This window comes from Streptococcus sp. 22.1 (assembly GCF_016648645.1).
Classification (GTDB): Bacteria; Bacillota; Bacilli; order Lactobacillales; family Streptococcaceae; genus Streptococcus.
Map to the genome: position 1 here is coordinate 159921 of NZ_JACLQK010000003.1, position 17892 is coordinate 177812.

The 17892-nt window shown below is 39.3% G+C and carries 17 protein-coding genes and 1 pseudogene; 16 read left to right on the forward strand and 2 right to left on the reverse strand.

Annotation, left to right across the window (positions count from 1 at the left end):
- Window positions 1–34 precede the first annotated feature (34 nt).
- The 5 genes from H7U04_RS02505 to H7U04_RS02525 all read left to right on the forward strand — a co-directional run bounded on the left by H7U04_RS02505 (window position 35) and on the right by H7U04_RS02525 (window position 2982).
- On the forward strand, window positions 35–877 hold the full coding sequence (locus H7U04_RS02505; RefSeq protein ID WP_021144300.1) for a DegV family protein: 843 nt from the start codon (window positions 35–37) through the stop codon (window positions 875–877).
- Window positions 870–1745 carry an SGNH/GDSL hydrolase family protein gene (locus H7U04_RS02510; RefSeq protein WP_021144299.1) on the forward strand — a complete coding sequence of 292 codons (876 nt, stop codon included), beginning with the start codon at window positions 870–872 and terminating at the stop codon, window positions 1743–1745. The genes H7U04_RS02505 and H7U04_RS02510 overlap by 8 nt, the downstream gene beginning before the upstream one ends.
- Entirely contained in the window at window positions 1738–2310 is a 573-nt protein-coding gene (locus tag H7U04_RS02515; RefSeq protein WP_021144298.1) for a YpmS family protein, read from the forward strand. Before H7U04_RS02510 ends, H7U04_RS02515 begins: the two co-directional genes overlap by 8 nt.
- Window positions 2311–2446: 136 nt before the next feature.
- Window positions 2447–2722, forward strand: a complete 276-nt coding sequence (locus H7U04_RS02520; protein ID WP_002884048.1) for an HU family DNA-binding protein — start codon at window positions 2447–2449, stop codon at window positions 2720–2722.
- Window positions 2723–2781: 59 nt separating this feature from the next.
- Window positions 2782–2982: a hypothetical protein gene (locus tag H7U04_RS02525; protein WP_110980934.1), complete on the forward strand. Its 201-nt coding sequence runs from the start codon at window positions 2782–2784 to the stop codon at window positions 2980–2982.
- A gap of 62 nt (window positions 2983–3044) precedes the next feature.
- Here the strand turns inward: H7U04_RS02525 and H7U04_RS02530 are convergent, their stop codons facing one another.
- Window positions 3045–3980, reverse strand: a complete 936-nt coding sequence (locus H7U04_RS02530) for a dihydroorotate oxidase (protein WP_037597706.1) — start codon at window positions 3978–3980, stop codon at window positions 3045–3047.
- A gap of 255 nt (window positions 3981–4235) precedes the next feature.
- Here H7U04_RS02530 and H7U04_RS02535 point away from each other — a divergent pair, with 255 nt between their 5' ends.
- Entirely contained in the window at window positions 4236–4928 is a 693-nt protein-coding gene (locus H7U04_RS02535) for a phosphoglycerate mutase (protein ID WP_000240128.1), read from the forward strand.
- A 96-nt stretch (window positions 4929–5024) separates the two neighbouring features.
- Here the strand turns inward: H7U04_RS02535 and H7U04_RS02540 are convergent, their stop codons facing one another.
- Window positions 5025–5354 (reverse strand): winged helix-turn-helix transcriptional regulator, encoded by a 330-nt coding sequence (locus H7U04_RS02540; protein WP_201043213.1) that lies wholly within the window; start codon window positions 5352–5354, stop codon window positions 5025–5027.
- Between the two features lie 145 nt (window positions 5355–5499).
- Between H7U04_RS02540 and H7U04_RS02545 the strand changes: the two genes are divergently transcribed.
- The 10 genes and pseudogenes from H7U04_RS02545 to pyk all read left to right on the forward strand — a co-directional run bounded on the left by H7U04_RS02545 (window position 5500) and on the right by pyk (window position 17483).
- Window positions 5500–5889: a nuclear transport factor 2 family protein gene (locus tag H7U04_RS02545; RefSeq protein ID WP_201059281.1), complete on the forward strand. Its 390-nt coding sequence runs from the start codon at window positions 5500–5502 to the stop codon at window positions 5887–5889.
- 39 nt (window positions 5890–5928) lie between these two features.
- Window positions 5929–6252: pseudogene (locus H7U04_RS02550) on the forward strand (2,3-bisphosphoglycerate-dependent phosphoglycerate mutase); the annotation flags it as partial.
- Window positions 6253–6598: 346 nt separating this feature from the next.
- The gene (locus H7U04_RS02555; protein ID WP_110980933.1) at window positions 6599–8155 is read left to right on the forward strand and encodes a 2-isopropylmalate synthase; all 1557 of its coding nucleotides are present in this window, start codon (window positions 6599–6601) and stop codon (window positions 8153–8155) included.
- Between the two features lie 18 nt (window positions 8156–8173).
- A complete protein-coding gene (gene leuB, locus H7U04_RS02560) occupies window positions 8174–9211 on the forward strand; it encodes a 3-isopropylmalate dehydrogenase (RefSeq protein ID WP_002890787.1) in 1038 nt (345 codons plus the stop codon).
- Between the two features lie 4 nt (window positions 9212–9215).
- Window positions 9216–9497: a DUF1294 domain-containing protein gene (locus H7U04_RS02565; protein ID WP_125411889.1), complete on the forward strand. Its 282-nt coding sequence runs from the start codon at window positions 9216–9218 to the stop codon at window positions 9495–9497.
- 30 nt (window positions 9498–9527) lie between these two features.
- Window positions 9528–10919: a 3-isopropylmalate dehydratase large subunit gene (leuC, locus tag H7U04_RS02570; RefSeq protein ID WP_110980931.1), complete on the forward strand. Its 1392-nt coding sequence runs from the start codon at window positions 9528–9530 to the stop codon at window positions 10917–10919.
- Between the two features lie 11 nt (window positions 10920–10930).
- Window positions 10931–11521: a 3-isopropylmalate dehydratase small subunit gene (leuD, locus tag H7U04_RS02575; RefSeq protein ID WP_002890790.1), complete on the forward strand. Its 591-nt coding sequence runs from the start codon at window positions 10931–10933 to the stop codon at window positions 11519–11521.
- A gap of 168 nt (window positions 11522–11689) precedes the next feature.
- Window positions 11690–14800 carry a DNA polymerase III subunit alpha gene (locus tag H7U04_RS02580; protein WP_110980930.1) on the forward strand — a complete coding sequence of 1037 codons (3111 nt, stop codon included), beginning with the start codon at window positions 11690–11692 and terminating at the stop codon, window positions 14798–14800.
- Between the two features lie 91 nt (window positions 14801–14891).
- Window positions 14892–15911: a 6-phosphofructokinase gene (gene pfkA, locus H7U04_RS02585; protein WP_013990713.1), complete on the forward strand. Its 1020-nt coding sequence runs from the start codon at window positions 14892–14894 to the stop codon at window positions 15909–15911.
- Between the two features lie 69 nt (window positions 15912–15980).
- Window positions 15981–17483: a pyruvate kinase gene (gene pyk, locus H7U04_RS02590; protein WP_002890793.1), complete on the forward strand. Its 1503-nt coding sequence runs from the start codon at window positions 15981–15983 to the stop codon at window positions 17481–17483.
- The last annotated feature ends 409 nt before the right edge of the window (window positions 17484–17892 follow it).

The following is a 17892-nucleotide window of genomic DNA, read 5'->3' on the forward strand; positions in this document are numbered from 1 at the left end:
AATAGAATAAAAATTTGTGTTAAGCGAGAAAAATATGAGTAAAATCAGAATTGTAACCGATTCGTCAATTACGATTGAACCAGAATTGGTTGAAAAATATAATATCACTGTTGTTCCATTGTCGGTTATGGTGGACGGTGTTATCTATTCAGATAGTGATCTTCGAGAAGAAGGTCGTTTCTTGGATATGATGAAGCATAGTAAAGAGTTACCAAAGACAAGCCAACCACCAGTAGGTTTATTTGCAGAGACATATGAAAAGCTTGTCAAAGAAGGTGCAGAACAGATTGTGGCTATCCACATCATGCACACTCTCTCTGGGACATGTGAAGCCTCACGTCAAGGCGCTAGCCTTTCAGGAGCAGATGTAACCGTCATCGATTCAGGCTTTACAGATCAGTGTCTAAAGTTTCAGGTTGTTGAAGCAGCTAAACTAGCCGAAGCAGGAGCTAGTCTTGATGAGATTGTAGCACGTGTGGAAGAAGTGAAAAGTAAATCTGAACTTCATATCGGTGTGTCTACCCTTGAGAATCTTGTCAAAGGCGGCCGTATTGGACGTGTAACAGGTCTACTATCTTCATTGCTCAATATCCGTGTCATTATGGAGTTGAAAGACTATCAGTTGAATACCATTGCTAAGGGTCGTGGTGCTAAGACGTTCACGAAATGGTTAGATTCTTATATTAATGGTATCAAGGATAAGGACCGCAAAGTGGCAGAAATTGGTATTTCTTATGCAGGGACACCTGATTTTGCACATGAAATGGCTGAAAAACTTGAGGTTTTGGGCGCTCCAATTTCAATCCTTGAGACTGGTTCCATCATTCAAACGCACACTGGTGAAGGCGCCTTTGCCGTAATGGTTCGTTATGAATAAGTGGAAAGAATCAGAATTAGTTAGAAGCCTCGTAGGCTTCTTCTTGCTTTTTCTCTTATTTGTCGGCCTCTTCATTTTTATCGTTCCTAGTACGAATCAGTCATCAAAAATTGCAGAAAAGATTAAATCTATCAAAAATGAAAAGGTCACCTATGTTGCTATCGGTGATTCCCTTACGCAAGGTGTAGGTGATAGTAGTAATCAAGGGGGCTTCGTTCCTGTTTTGTCTCAGGCCTTAGAGTCAGATTTTGACTGGCAAGTGACTTCTCGCAACTATGGTATCGCAGGAAATACGAGCAATCAAATTCTCAAGAGAATGCAAGAAAAGAAGGATATTCAAAGAGATCTCAAAAAGGCTAAAGTGATGACTCTTACAGTTGGAGGTAATGATGTGATCCATGTCATTAAGGACAATATCACTAATCTTAATGTAGACACCTTCACTAAGCCTGCTCAGGCCTATCAAAAGAGATTAGGACAGATTATTGAGCTAGCTCGTAAGGATAATAAAACATTGCCAATTTATATTGTTGGTATTTACAATCCTTTTTATCTTAATTTTCCAGAGATGACAGAAATGCAAACCATTGTAGATAATTGGAACCAATCTACTGAAGAAGTGTGCAAGAAGTACGATAATGTCTATTTTGTTCCTGTAAATGATTTGCTTTATAAGGGAATTGACGGTAAGGGCGGTGTTACAAGCTCTGGTGATTCGTCTCAATCTAGTAACTCTTCTCAAGATAGCCTGAATGATGCTCTTTTTGAGGATGATCATTTTCATCCAAATAATACAGGTTATCAAATTATGTCAGATGCCATTTTGAAGCGTATTAACCAAACAAAGAAGGAGTGGTCAGGTGAGTAAGATATGGAAGTGGTTATTTTTAGGACTCTTGGCCTTTAATCTAGCCTTAGTAAGTGTTGTGGCCTATAGAATCATGACTCCAGTGGAGACGACGAGTTCTGTACCCCTACCTAAGGGAGCAACTAAAATTGGTAAGTATAGTATGACAAGGGAGGAGCTTGACGCTGCTCTTACGGGCTTTGCCCAAGATTATTCGACCGATAAGATGCGTTTCAAGGTCAAGGTTACCAATTCTAAAATTGTTTTCGAAAGTAGTTATAAGGTTTTAGGTCACCCTGTCCCTCTTTATGTCTACTTTACGCCGGTTGTTAGTGAATCAGGAGCAATTGTACTTCATGTTTCTGAGCTTTCGGCTGGAACCTTGAAACTGCCTGTTTCGGATGCCCTTAAGATGATTAAACGTTCAACTAACCTTCCTGATTACATCGTCATCGATAGTAAGAAGGGAAAGGTTACCCTAAATATTCAGTCTATGAAGAATGAGAAGGGGATTACAGCACGTGCTCAAAGCCTTGATTTGGTTAATGACCGTATCGAATTTGACATCTATAAGACAATAAATTAAAAAGCCTTTACTTTTTGCAAAAAAGCGATTAAATTAGCGTTTATTACTTGACCTCATAGGTCTTTTAGGATAAGATAATACTTGTTCAAGCGCTAAAAAAACTATTCGCTTAGAAATAAATTGGAGGATTGTTACAATGGCTAACAAACAAGATTTGATCGCTAAAGTTGCAGAAGCAACTGAGCTTACTAAAAAAGATTCAGCAGCAGCTGTAGATGCAGTTTTCGCTTCTATCGAAGAATTTCTTGCTGCAGGTGAAAAAGTACAATTGATCGGTTTCGGTAACTTTGAAGTACGCGAACGCGCTGCTCGTCAAGGTCGTAACCCACAAACTGGTGAAGCTATCTCAATCGCAGCTTCTAAAGTTCCTGCATTTAAAGCTGGTAAAGCTCTTAAAGACGCAGTTAAATAATGTAAAAACCCCTAAGATTTTAGGGGTTTTGATTTATACGAAATAAGTTAAGGAAATCTATGAAAACCATAACAGTGGTAGTGATTTTTCTTTTGGTTTTTACTGTTATTAAACTATCAGGTATTGTTGCTATTAGCAAACTGATGAAGCCAAGTGAAGAACAAATTGAAGAAGCGCGTCAGAAACGTCTTCAAGCTGAAAAAGAGGGCAAGGACCCTTTTGAAGATTGGGATGAACGCGATGATGATGGTCTTGTCTAATAAGAGAATCTTCATCAAATAACAAAAAAAGTTTGGAAGATTTTCCAAACTTTTTTTATAGACTAGTCGATGTAGTGAAGTTTTCCTCGGAAGTCTTCAAGAGTTTCGTAACCTTTTTCTTCCATGATTTCTTTAAGTTCTTTAGTAATACGGTCAAAAATAGCGACACCTTCTTTTTGAAGGGCAGTACCAACTTGTACCATACTTGCGCCACAAAGGATGTGTTCAAAAGCATCACGACCAGATTTTACACCACCAGTACCAATAATTTGGATTTCAGGTTTCAAACGTTGGTAGAAAGCATGAACGTTTGCCAAGGCAGTAGGTTTGATGTAGTCACCACCTATACCACCAAAACCATTCTTAGGTTTGATGACAACAGACTCATCTTCAATGTAAAGGCCATTACCAATTGAGTTCACACAGTTAACAAAGACAAGTGGGAATTGGTTGAAAACGGCAGCAGCTTGGTCAAAGTGGACAATATCAAAGTATGGTGGTAATTTCACACCAAGAGGTTTCGTAAAGTAAGAAAAGACTTCAGTTAGGATCTCGGTTGTTGTTTCAAAATCGTAAGCGATTTGAGGTTTACCCGGAACGTTAGGACATGAAAGGTTGAGTTCAACCAGCCCTTCATAGTCACTTTCTTGAACTTTTTTAAGAATGGTGTGTGTTTCCTCAGGTGAAAGACCAACGAGAGAAAGAAAATGATTTTTTGTATTGGGTTGCTTTTGTAATTCAATGACATAGTCAAGGTAGTATTCGAAACCGTTATTTGGCAATCCCATTGAGTTGATTGACCCAAGAGGTACATTCACATAACGTGGTTCAGGATTACCGGGACGGGCTTCAAGTGTTCCTGTTTTTGTGACAAATGAACCTGCAGCTGAAGCATCAACCTCTGCCAATTCTTCCTTAGTCATGCAATGAACACCAGCGGCATTCATAAGACAGTTATCAAACGTAAACTGACCAACTTTTGTAGCAGTAGAAACCATAAGATCCTCCTTAAAGATCACAAAGTAAAATGTTACTATTTCATCTCATTTTAGCATGAAAAGGGGCCTAAAACAAGGAAATATTGGACGGGCTAGAGCCTCTAAAACGAAATTCTGATATCGTCTCTTTTTGCCAAGACAAGAAGCAATAGAATTTTACAGAATTTTTTGGATTTTGCTAGCTTTTTCAAGGTTTTTTGGGTAGAATAGATACAGTAAATGGGTTTAACCCAAAATAAAAAGGAGACATAACTAATGGTAAAATTGGTTTTCGCTCGCCACGGTGAGTCTGAATGGAACAAAGCTAACCTTTTCACAGGTTGGGCTGACGTAGATCTTTCTGAAAAAGGTACTCAACAAGCTATCGACGCTGGTAAATTGATTAAAGAAGCTGGTATCGAATTTGACCAAGCATACACTTCAGTATTGAAACGTGCGATCAAAACAACTAACTTGGCTCTTGAAGCATCTGACCAACTTTGGGTTCCAGTTGAAAAATCATGGCGCTTGAACGAACGTCACTACGGTGGTTTGACTGGTAAAAACAAAGCAGAAGCTGCTGAGCAATTTGGTGATGAGCAAGTTCACATCTGGCGTCGTTCATACGATGTATTGCCTCCAGCAATGGATCGTGATGATGAGCACTCAGCACACACTGACCGTCGTTACGCTTCACTTGATGACTCAGTAATTCCAGATGCTGAAAACTTGAAAGTGACTTTGGAACGTGCCCTTCCATTCTGGGAAGATAAAATCGCTCCAGCTCTTAAAGATGGTAAAAACGTATTCGTAGGTGCACACGGTAACTCAATCCGTGCCCTTGTAAAACACATCAAACAATTGTCAGATGACGAAATCATGGATGTTGAAATTCCAAACTTCCCACCATTGGTATTCGAATTTGACGAAAAATTGAACGTTGTTTCTGAATACTACCTCGGAAAATAATTATAAAAGATAAAAGGCGGGATTTATTCCGCCTTTTTTTGAGAAGTGACTCTCGGTTCGTCTCACTTTGTAAGGTGAGATGAACCAAGGAGATAATTAGTCTAGAGTTTCGATATACTCCAGTCCCCAACTTTCAATGGCATCTAGGACACCTTGAAATTTTCTACCCATTTCAGTTAGACTGTATTCGACCCGTGGGGGAACTTCAGCATAGACTTTACGCTCCACGATTTTATCCTTCTCGAGCTGTCTGAGGTGTCGTGTTAGAATGGTTTGGGTAATGCCAGGAATTAGACGTTGTAGTTCGTTAAAACGCTTAGTCCCCGTACTGAGTTGATAGATGATGACTAGAGCCCATTTGCCTGTTAGTACACGCTGCGTCGTGGCAAAAGGACAAATTCCGTATTCACTGACTTCGGTTACCATAATTCCTCCAAATTTTTTAAAATTATTCTCTTATTTGACAATAATAGTATCGTATTTGATACTAGATAACAATAAAGTGCCTACTTGTCTTTTTGTTAGTAAGTGATAATATTATATCATAAATAAAAGAAACGAGGAGTAACTCATGTCAGTAAATTTAGAAATTTTCAATGCATATAACAATGGTCTTATAACAGGTGATTTTCCAGCTGTTTTTGAGACTATGGCAGATGATATCATCTGGCACCAGCCAGGTCAGCATAGTAATTCCGGTACTGTTGTTGGAAAAGAAGCACTTGGAGCACACTTGGCTCAATTTTCAGAAAAAACAAACGGTACCTTCAAAGTATTGACTAACTGGGTGTCTGAAAATATTGACCTTGTAGCAGCTAATGTGAACTTTGTCGGAACTCGCCCAGACGGCGAGGAACTCAACATGAATGGTATTGATCTTTTTCGCATGGATGAAGGAAAGATCAAGGAAGTTTGGCTCTTTTCATCAGATCAAGCAGTAGAAGATGCTTTCTGGGGTTAGACAGTAAATTAATCTATAATCTGAAATGAAATTTGATTTATGGATCGTGATGATGAGCACTCAGCACACACTGATTGTCGTTACGCTTCACTTGATGACTCAGTAATTCCAGATGCTGAAAACTTGAAAGTTACTTTGGAACGTGCCCTTCCATTCTGGGAAGATAAAATCGCTCCAGCTCTTAAAGATGGTAAAAACGTATTCGTAGGTGCACACGGTAACTCAATCCGTGCCCTTGTAAAACACATCAAACAATTGTCAGATGACGAAATCATGGATGTTGAAATTCCAAACTTCCCACCATTGGTATTCGAATTTGACGAAAAATTGAACGTTGTTTCTGAATACTACCTTGGAAAATAAGCTGAGATAGGTAGTTATCATTAACAAATAAAAAGTTGACTTTGGTCAGCTTTTTTGTTTTCTTGAAAATAAATGTAAATAGTGGTCAGAAAAGTCAGTCAATTCAGTAATTTTTCCTTGACTTTCAACTTGGAAAGATGTATCATATTAACCAAGATACATCGAAAGGAAATGAGTCAAATGACATTCGCAACTACAACTGTTTTGCTATTGCGTAATGAGGGCTAGTGCAAAAGCATTAGTCCTGTTTGGCTTACCAAGCGGGAGGGAAAAACATCTCGCTTGGGTTTCCGAGTGAGATGTTTTTTTACTACTATCGTTTTTACTTTTAGAAAGAGGATTGTCTATGCGTAAAGTTGAATTTTTTGATACAAGTCTTCGTGATGGGGAACAAACACCTGGAGTTAACTTCTCAATCAAAGAAAAAGTTGCTATTGCTAAGCAACTTGAAAAATGGGGAATTTCTGTAATTGAAGCAGGTTTTCCTGCAGCTAGCCCAGATTCATTTGAGGCAGTAAAACAAATTGCAGAAGCTATGACAACAACTTCTGTTACCGGCTTGGCTCGCTCAGTAAAATCTGATATTGATGCTTGTTATGAGGCTTTGAAAGATGCCAAGTATCCACAAATTCATGTCTTTATCGCAACAAGTCCGATTCACCGTGAGTTTAAATTGAAGAAATCAAAAGAAGAAATTCTTGAAGCTGTAAAAGAGCATGTGACTTATGCGCGTGAACGTTTCGATGTTGTTGAGTTTTCACCAGAGGATGCTACTCGTACTGAGCTTGATTTCTTGACTGAAGTTGTTCAAACAGCGGTTGATGCTGGTGCATCATATATTAATATTCCAGATACAGTAGGATTTACGACTCCAGAAGAGTTTGCACGTATTTTTGATCATTTGACTGAAAATATTAAATCAGACCATAAAGTTGTTTTTGGTGTTCACTGTCACGATGACCTCGGTATGGCAACTGCAAATACTTTGACAGCAATTAAACACGGTGCTGGACGTGTACAGGGAACTGTTAATGGTATCGGTGAACGTGCGGGTAATGTTGCTCTTGAAGAAGTAGCTGTTGCCTTGAAAATTCGTGAAGACTTTTTCCAAGCAACAAGTGATATTGTTCTTAATGAAACAATGAATACTTCAGAGCTTGTTTCTCGCTTCTCTGGAATTCCTGTTCCTAAAAATAAAGCTGTTGTTGGTGGAAATGCCTTCTCTCATGAATCAGGTATCCACCAAGATGGTGTTCTTAAGAACCCACAAACTTATGAAATTTTCACACCAGAATTGGTAGGTGTGAAGAGTAACAGTCTTCCTCTTGGTAAATTGTCAGGACGTCATGCCTTTGTTGAAAAATTGAAAGAACTTGAGCTTGACTTTGTGGAAGAAGATATCAAACCACTCTTTGCCAAATTTAAAGTCTTGGCTGGGAAAAAACATGATATTACTGATGCAGATATTCGTGCACTTGTTGCTGGTACAAGTGTAGATAATCCAGAAGGTTTCCACTTCGAAGATCTTCGTTTGACTACTAATGTTGATGAAACAATCACTGCTACAGTAAGCTTGGCTAATGAAGATGGTGAATCTGTTGAATTTTTGGCAAATGGCCAAGGGTCAGTTGAAGCTATCTTCAATGCTATTGACAAATTCTTCAACCAAACAGTTCGCTTGACTTCTTATAATATTGACGCAGTAACTGATGGTATTGATGCGCAAGCGCGTGTACTTGTAACTGTAGAAAATGTAGATACAGATACTATTTTCAATGCATCTGGTTTGGACTTTGATGTCTTGAAAGCATCAGCAATTGCCTATATCAATGCTAATACATTGGTTCAAAAAGAAAATGCTGGTGAGATGGCACGTAAGGTTTCTTATCGTGACCTTCCATAAGCCGAAGAGGAGTTAAACATGACAAAGAAAATTGTAACACTTTCAGGTGATGGAATTGGACCTGAGATTATGGCAGCAGGTCTTGAAGTTCTTGAAAAAGTAGCTTCAAAAATTGGATTTGATTACGACATCGATGCTAAACCATTTGGTGGTGCTGGCATTGATGCCGAGGGTCATCCACTTCCTAAGTCAACTTTGGATGCTGCTAAATCAGCAGATGCTATCCTCTTGGCTGCAATTGGTGGACCTAAATATGACAATGCGCCAGTTCGTCCTGAACAAGGACTTTTGGCCATTCGTAAGGAGTTGAATCTCTTTGCTAATATCCGTCCTGTCCGCATCTTTGATGCTTTGAAACACTTGTCACCTCTTAAACCTGAGCGTATTGAGGGCGTAGACTTCGTCGTTGTTCGTGAGCTCACAGGTGGTATTTATTTTGGTGAGCACATTTTGGAAGAAGATAAGGCTCGCGATATCAATGATTATTCAGCAGATGAGATTCGTCGTATCATGCGTCGTGCCTTCAAGATTGCTCAAGGTCGTGGCAAAAAGGTCACTAGCATTGATAAACAAAATGTTTTGGCAACTTCTAAATTGTGGCGTAAGGTTGCTGATGAAGTTTCTTTGGAGTTTCCAGATGTCACCCTTGAACATCAGCTCGTTGATAGTGCCGCAATGATTATGATTACCAACCCAGCTCGTTTTGATGTGGTTGTGACAGAAAACCTTTTTGGTGATATCTTGTCTGATGAATCAAGTGTCCTTCCAGGAACTTTAGGTGTTATGCCATCTGCCAGTCACTCTGAAAATGGTCCAAGTCTTTATGAACCAATCCATGGTTCAGCACCAGATATCGCTGGTCAAGGTATTGCCAATCCAATTTCAATGATTTTGTCAGTAGCTATGATGTTACGTGAAAGTTTCAATGAAACTGAAGGGGCAGAATTGATTGAAAATGCTGTTGATAAGACCTTGAATCAAGGCATCTTGACACGTGATTTGGGTGGTCAGGCTTCGACTGCTGAAATGACAGCAGCTATTATTGGCAATCTCTAAACTCATGACACTGAAATTAGTGTTACTAAGTGTTTTGTTGGTGTGGAATCTAGTCGTCTTATCCGTTTATGGCCTTGATAAACATAAGGCTATCCGACATAAGAGACGGATTTCTGAGAAGGCATTATTATTACAGACACTGATCTTTGGTGGTATTGGTGCCTTTCTAGGTGGGAGACTTTTTAGACATAAAATTAACAAATGGTACTTTAAGCTTTGCTGGCTTATAGGAATTGTTATAGATGTCTTTCTTTTATACCTTATTCTAACAAGACTTTCGGATTAGCTAATCCTTAGATTATAATTGGAGTATTTTATGAGCGGAAAATCAATTTTTGATAAACTTTGGGAACGCCACGTCGTTACTGGAAACGAGGGCGAACCACAATTAATGTATGTGGATCAGCATTATATTCACGAGGTTACAAGTCCACAGGCCTTTCAAGGACTTCGTGATGCTGGACGTAAAGTTCGTCGCCCAGATTTAACTTTTGGTACGACAGACCACAACGTCCCTACGGTTGATATTTTTAACATTCGTGACCTTATTTCTAAAAACCAAATTGATACTTTGGCGAAAAACGTTGAGGAATTTGGTATTGATGCGGCTACCCACGGTACTGCTCGTCAGGGGATTGTCCACATGGTTGGTCCTGAAACAGGTCGTAGTCAACCAGGAAAATTTGTCGTTTGTGGAGATAGTCATACGGCTACTCATGGTGCCTTTGGTGCTATTGCCTTTGGTATTGGTACATCTGAGGTAGAACATGTCTTTGCGACACAATGTTTGTGGCAAGTGAAACCGAAGAAAATGAAGGTTGAATTTGTTGGTAAACCACAGCCAGGTGTTTATTCAAAAGACTTTATTCTTGCACTCATTGCACGCTATGGCGTTGATGCTGGTGTAGGATACGCAGTTGAATATTGTGGTGAAGCTATCGATGCTCTTTCAATGGATGAACGCATGACCATCTGTAACATGTCTATTGAATTTGGTGCTAAGATGGGTCTTATGAATCCAGACCAAAAAACTTATGATTATGTTGAGGGGCGTCCATGCGCACCTAAGGGTGAGAAATTCGAAGAAGCAGTAGCCGACTGGAAAACTTTGGTTTCAGATCCAGATGCTGAATATGATAAAGTGATTACTATTGATGTTTCAGAATTGGCACCTATGGTTACATGGGGAACTAACCCTGAAATGGGTGTTGAGTTTGATCAACCATTCCCAGAAATCAAGGACTTTAATGATGAACGTGCCTACGAGTATATGGACGTTAAGCCTGGTGAATATGCTAAAGATATTGATCTTGGCTATGTCTTCATTGGTTCTTGTACTAACGCACGTCTTAGCGACCTTGAGTTAGCCGCTAAATTCGTTAAAGGAAAACATATCTCATCGACATTGACAGCTATTGTTGTTCCAGGTTCGCGTCCAGTTAAGAAAGAAGCTGAACGTCTTGGTTTGGATAAAATTTTCATGGATGCAGGATTTGAATGGCGTGATCCAGGTTGTTCAATGTGTCTTGGTATGAACCCAGACCATGTTCCAGAAGGTGTGCACTGTGCATCTACAAGTAACCGTAACTTCGAGGGACGTCAAGGATATGGTGCTCGTACTCACCTTTGTAGTCCAGCAATGGCAGCAGCTGCAGCAATCGCTGGTAAATTTGTAGATGTCCGCGATATGCCAGAAGTTCAAGCATAAGGGAGAAGATAATGGAAAAATTTACTGTCTATACAGGGAAATCAGTACCTTTGATGAATGATAATATCGATACGGACCAACTCATTCCCAAACAATTCTTGAAAGCTGTTGATAAAAAAGGTTTCGGTAAGAATTTGATGTTTGAATGGCGTTACCTTAATGATGATTACGATGAAAATCCTGATTTCGTCTTCAATAAACCTGAGTATCGCGATGCGACCATTTTGGTTACTGGTGATAACTTTGGTTCGGGGTCATCTCGTGAACACGCTGCATGGGCATTGGAAGACTACGGTTTCCGTTGTGTTATTGCTGGATCATTTTCAGATATTCACTATAACAATGAATTGAAGAATGGTATGTTGCCAATCGTTCAACCCTTGGAAGTCCGTCAAAAATTGGCTGCTCTTCCTGCAGGTGAGGAAATTACGATTGACCTTCCAAATCAAGTGATTAAATCTTCAGCAGGAGAGTTTCCATTTGATATTGATCATGAGTGGAAACGTAAATTGGTTGAAGGGCTTGACGATATTGGAATCACTCTTCAATATGAAGATTTGATTGCTGCCTATGAAAAACAACGCCCATCATATTGGCAATAAGAAACAATGATGTGTTTGTAAAATAATAATGAGGACTTAAAAGAATGGGATAAGGACAATGTTTAAGGTGTTGTTCTATCTCATTCTTTTTGTTTGAAACAGTTAACATGGTAGAGGCGTTTTTACAAGGAGCGTATGCTATAATAGAAGGATAGAAAGGAGGCCTTCATGTTTGCACAATTGGATACAAAATCTGTCTATAGTTTCATGGATAGTGTTGTAGATTTGACCACCTACATTAAGCGTGCCAAAGAGCTTGGCTATCAAGCCCTTGGTTTGATGGATCGTGACAATCTCTATGCTGCTTATCATTTTGCTCAGTTTGCAAGTAGCAAGGGTTTACGTCCTTTGATTGGTATGGAAGCTAATCTATTTTACGAGGGAAGAAAAATTCCTTTTCGTCTATTAGCAAAAAATAATCAGGGCTATAAAAATTTGATGAAGTTGGCAACAGAGCTCTCCTCAGGGCAACGCGAGTTTACAGCTTTTTCGGACTATCTGAATGCTATTGCCCTCATCCTTCCGAGTGAAGACTGGGAGCCAGGGATGACTCTTGGTTCAGAGGTTTTTATTGGGGTAAGGCCAGAAGATGCTGGTAAAGAGTTTGATTATCCTGTAATTCCTTTACATACAGTGCGTTATTTTGAGAATGTAGATCGCTCGACGATTCAGATGTTACACGCCATCTCACAAAACGTTTCCTTGTCAGAGGCCTCTATTTGTCCTATGAATCAGCTTCTTTTCTCGCCTCAAGAAATGGAAAGTGCATATAGTGATATTCCAGAGGCTTTGAACAATTTGGAGCAACTTGTTTCAGACATTACTTATCAATTTGATACGGATTTGAAGCTTCCCCGTTTTAATCGTGATATGCCAGCAGTTGACCAATTACGTCAATTAGCCCAATCTGGATTAGAAACAAAAAAGTTAAGCGAAGCAGTTTATCAGGAACGTTTAGACAAAGAATTGTCTATCATTCATCAGATGGGATTTGATGATTATTTCTTGATTGTCTGGGACTTATTACGCTTTGGGCGTAGCCGTGGTTATTATATGGGAATGGGACGTGGGTCTGCTGCAGGAAGCTTGGTGGCCTATGTCCTTGATATTACTGGAATTGATCCCGTTAAAAATGACTTGCTTTTTGAGCGTTTTCTAAATGAAGAACGTTATAGCATGCCTGATATAGATATCGACTTGCCTGATATCTATCGAAGCGAGTTTCTTCATTATGTTAGGGACCGTTATGGTAGTAAGCACTCTGCTCAGATTGTTACTTTTTCAACTTTTGGGGCCAAACAGGCTATCCGAGATGTTTTTAAACGTTTCGGAGCCAAGGAATTTGAACTGTCACAACTTAGTAAAAAGATTTCTTTTCGTGACACCTTGATCTCTGTCTATGAGAAGAATATGTCATTTAGACAGTTGATTAATCAAAGACAAGAATTTCAGAGGGCTTTTGAGATTGCTAAGGCTATTGAAGGCCAGCCAAGACAGACCTCAATCCATGCTGCTGGTATAGTGATGAGTGACGATGACCTAACCAACCATATTCCTCTAAAAGCTGGTGAGGATATGATGGTTACTCAGTACGATGCCTCCGCAGTCGAAGCCAACGGCTTGCTTAAGATGGATTTCTTGGGTCTCCGTAATTTGACCTTTGTTCAAAAAATGAAGGAGAAACTTGAAGAAGAGCAGGGAGTCGCTATAGATATCAAATCAATTGATTTGGAAGATCCACAGACCCTAGCTCTTTTTGCCAAGGGGAAAACTAAAGGAATATTTCAGTTTGAGCAGGCGGGTGCTATTAACCTTCTTAAACGGATTAAACCCGCTAAGTTCGAAGAAGTGGTAGCGACAACCTCTCTTAACCGACCTGGAGCTAGCGATTATACAGATAATTTCATCGCTCGTAAGTATGGTAAGGAAAAAGTAGATTTGATTGATCCAGTAGTTGCACCAATTCTTGAGCCTACGTATGGCATCATGCTTTATCAGGAGCAGGTTATGCAGATTGCCCAAGTATTTGCAGGCTTTACACTCGGAAAAGCCGATTTGCTTCGTCGGGCAATGTCGAAAAAAGATGCCAATGAAATGTCCAAGATGTCCGAAGAGTTCATGAAGGGAAGTCGTCGGTTGGGACGTAACCCACAGATTGCTGAACGACTCTTTAGTATGATGGCTAAGTTTGCAGGTTATGGCTTTAATAGAAGTCATGCCTATGCTTATTCAGCACTAGCCTTTCAATTAGCCTATTTCAAAACGCATTACCCTCAGATTTTCTATGACATCATGTTAAACTATTCGTCTAGTGATTACATTAAGGATGCAATTGAAAATGGCTTTTCTCTAGCCAGACTTGATATTAATAGAATTCCCTATCTGGACAAGATTTCAGATGGAAAGATTATATTAGGTCTTAAGACTATCAAAGGCTTGCCAAGAGATTTTGCCCTTTGGATTATTGAGGATCGCAAACAAAATGGTAAATACATTTCTATAGAAGACTTTTTGACACGTATTCCTAGCAAATATCAGAAAGTCGATAGTCTGACACCTCTTATCCAGATTGGTTTGTTTGATATTTTTGAACCAAATCGTCAGAAAATCATTGGTAATTTAAGCAACCTCTTTACTTTTGTCAATGAGTTAGGAAGTTTGTTTGCAGAGTCATCTTACTCTTGGGTTGATTATGAAGACTATAGCCAGAAGGATCGTTATAATTTAGAACAGGAGTTACTAGGAGTTGGGCTTAGCCCCCATCCTTTACACTTGGCTCAAAAAATGGCCTCTCGTCCCTATCAAGCCATTTCTGATTTGGCTGTTAATACTAAGGCAACGGTTTTGGTTCAGATAGAATCCGTTCGAATTATCAGAACTAAAAAAGGTGATCAGATGGCCTTTCTGAACGTCACTGATGGGATCAATAAACTTGATGTTACCCTATTTCCAGAAACTTATTTCTATCATAAGGATAAATTAAGTGAAGGTGGTCTCTTTTATCTTGATGGACGGACCCAGGAGCGTGATGGACGCATTCAGTTAATCTTGTCAAACATGGAGGAAGCTAGCACGGAGCGTTTTTGGATTTTACTTGAGAATCATGATAAAGACATAGAAGTTTCTCAAATATTAGCTAAGCATCCTGGACACATTCCTGTCATTATCCGTTATCAAGGAAGTAAGGAAACTATCGTTAGTCAAAGATACAGAGTAACTAAGAACGAGGAACTTAATCGGGAATTAGCACCTTATGTGTTGAAAACGGTTTTACGGTAAAAAAACAATAAATCTTTTCAAATTTAAAGCCATTTAGAATTCTTTGTGTTATAATGAAAATGTTAAATATATAAAAGGAGTATCAGGAATAATGAAACGTATTGCTGTTTTGACTAGTGGTGGAGATGCCCCTGGTATGAACGCTGCCGCTCGTGCAGTTGTTCTCAAAGCAATTTCTGAAGGAATTGAAGTCTTCGGTATTAACCGTGGATACGCTGGTATGGTTGAAGGAGATATCTTCCAACTTGATGCAAAAGGCGTAGACAACATCCTCAGCCGTGGTGGAACTTTCCTTCAGTCTGCTCGCTATCCTGAGTTTGCCCAACTTGAGGGTCAACTTAAAGGTATTGAGCAACTTAAAAAACATGGAATCGAAGGTGTAGTAGTTATTGGTGGAGATGGTTCTTACCATGGTGCTATGCGTTTGACTGAACATGGTTTCCCAGCTGTTGGTCTTCCAGGAACTATCGATAACGATATCGTTGGTACAGACTACACAATTGGTTTTGATACTGCTGTTGCAACAGCAACAGAAGCTATCGATAAGATTCAAGACACTGCTTTCAGTCACGGACGTACTTTCGTCGTTGAAGTTATGGGACGTAACGCTGGTGATATCGCTCTTTGGGCTGGTATTGCTTCTGGTGCAGACCAAATTATCGTACCTGAAGAAGAGTATGATATTAATGAAGTTGTACGTAAAGTTAAAGAAGGTTACGAATCAGGTGCTAAAACTCACCATGTAATCGTAGTTGCTGAAGGTGTCATGGGTGCTGAAGAATTTGCAGCTAAAATGAAAGAAGCTGGAGATACTTCAGATCTTCGTGCAACAAACATTGGACACGTGGTTCGTGGTGGTTCACCAACTGCGCGTGACCGTGTTCTTGCTTCATGGATGGGGGCACATGCGGTTGACCTCCTTAAACAAGGTATTGGTGGTGTAGCTGTTGGTATCCACAATGAAGAGCTTGTTGAAAGCCCAATCCTTGGTACAGCAGAAGAAGGAGCTTTGTTCAGTCTTACTGAAGACGGTAAAATTATCGTCAACAATCCTCACAAAGCACGTCTTGACTTTGCAGACCTTAACCGTTCATTGTCTAACTTGAGCTAATCTCAGTTACTTAAATTATTGTTAATCCGTCGCTAATGCGACAAAAAATATAAGGGAGTTTTATTTATCATGAATAAACGTGTAAAAATCGTTGCAACACTTGGTCCTGCGGTTGAAATCCGTGGCGGCAAAAAATTTGGTGAAGATGGTTACTGGGGTGAAAAACTTGACCGTGAAGCATCTGCTAAAAACATTGCTCAATTGATCAAGGAAGGTGCCAACGTTTTCCGTTTCAACTTCTCACATGGTGACCACGCTGAACAAGGTGAACGTATGGATGTCGTTCGTATGGCAGAAGACCTTGCTGGTCAAAAAGTAGGTTTCCTTCTTGATACAAAAGGACCTGAAATCCGTACTGAATTGTTCGAAGGTGATGCTAAAGAGTATGCATACAAAACTGGTGAACAAATTCGTGTTGCTACTAAACAAGGTATCAAATCAACTCGCGACGTTATCGCTTTGAACGTTGCAGGTGCACTTGACGTTTTTGACGATGTAGAAGTTGGTAAACAAGTTCTTGTCGATGATGGTAAACTTGGTCTTCGTGTTGTAGACAAAGATGCTGAAAAACGTGAATTCATCGTTGATGTTGAAAATGATGGTATCATCGCTAAACAAAAAGGTGTAAACATCCCTTACACTAAAATTCCTTTCCCAGCACTTGCTGAACGTGATAACGCTGATATCCGTTTTGGTCTTGAACAAGGTCTTAACTTTATCGCTATCTCATTCGTACGTACTGCAAAAGATGTACAAGAAGTTCGTGCTATCTGTGAAGAAACTGGTAATGGTCACGTTCAATTGTTGGCTAAAATCGAAAACCAACAAGGTATCGATAACATTGATGAAATCATCGAAGCTGCTGACGGTATTATGATTGCTCGTGGTGACATGGGTATCGAAGTACCATTCGAAATGGTTCCAGTTTACCAAAAAATGATCATCACAAAAGTAAACGCTGCTGGTAAAGTTGTTGTTACAGCTACTAACATGCTTGAAACAATGACAGAAAAACCACGTGCAACTCGTTCTGAAGTATCTGACGTATTCAACGCAGTTATCGATGGTACAGATGCTACAATGCTTTCTGGTGAATCTGCAAATGGTAAATACCCAGTTGAATCAGTTCGTACAATGGCTACAATTGATAAAAACGCTCAAACTCTTCTTAAAGAGTATGGTCGTCTTGATTCATCAACATTTGACCGTTCAACTAAGACTGAAGTAGTTGCGTCTGCAGTTAAAGATGCTACTAACTCAATGGATATCAAACTTGTTGTTGCTCTTACTGAATCAGGTAACACTGCTCGTTTGATTTCTAAATACCGTCCAGAAGCTGATATCTTGGCTGTAACATTCGATGAAATTACTCAAAAATCATTGATGCTTAACTGGGGTGTTATTCCAGTAGTTACTGAAAAACCAAGCTCAACTGATGATATGTTTGATGTTGCTGAAAAAGTTGCATTGGAATCAGGTCTTGTAGAATCTGGTGATAACATTGTTATCGTTGCTGGTGTTCCAGTAGGTACAGGTGGTACAAACACTATGCGTATCCGCACAGTAAAATAATTTAAGTAGAACTTAAATTGAAAGAAGGTCTTTAGGATCTTCTTTTTTTGGCTCTATAATCGATTTAGTAGGTTAAACTATTGAAGAGATTATAGAGCTTTTTGCGTAGGTAGGTAAATCAATTGGATAATAATAACAAGTGAAAAAGTGAAGAATATCATACTTATTCCGAATGGTTTAAAGCAAGATGGCTGATTTGGTTTGTATTTTCAACAGATTTAGTTCTAAGTGTCATATGACTTAGAAGGTATTTAGCGAAGAGGGAAATTATCTTTTCAAAGAAATTTTGCTTTTCTTGAAAACAACAGGATAAAAAATGTCGTTAAATAGGCTTCTAAACTATAGTTAAGATGGTTATAAGCTATATTTTTTAGAAGGACTGAGTTGATAATGTCTCTTATACAAATCT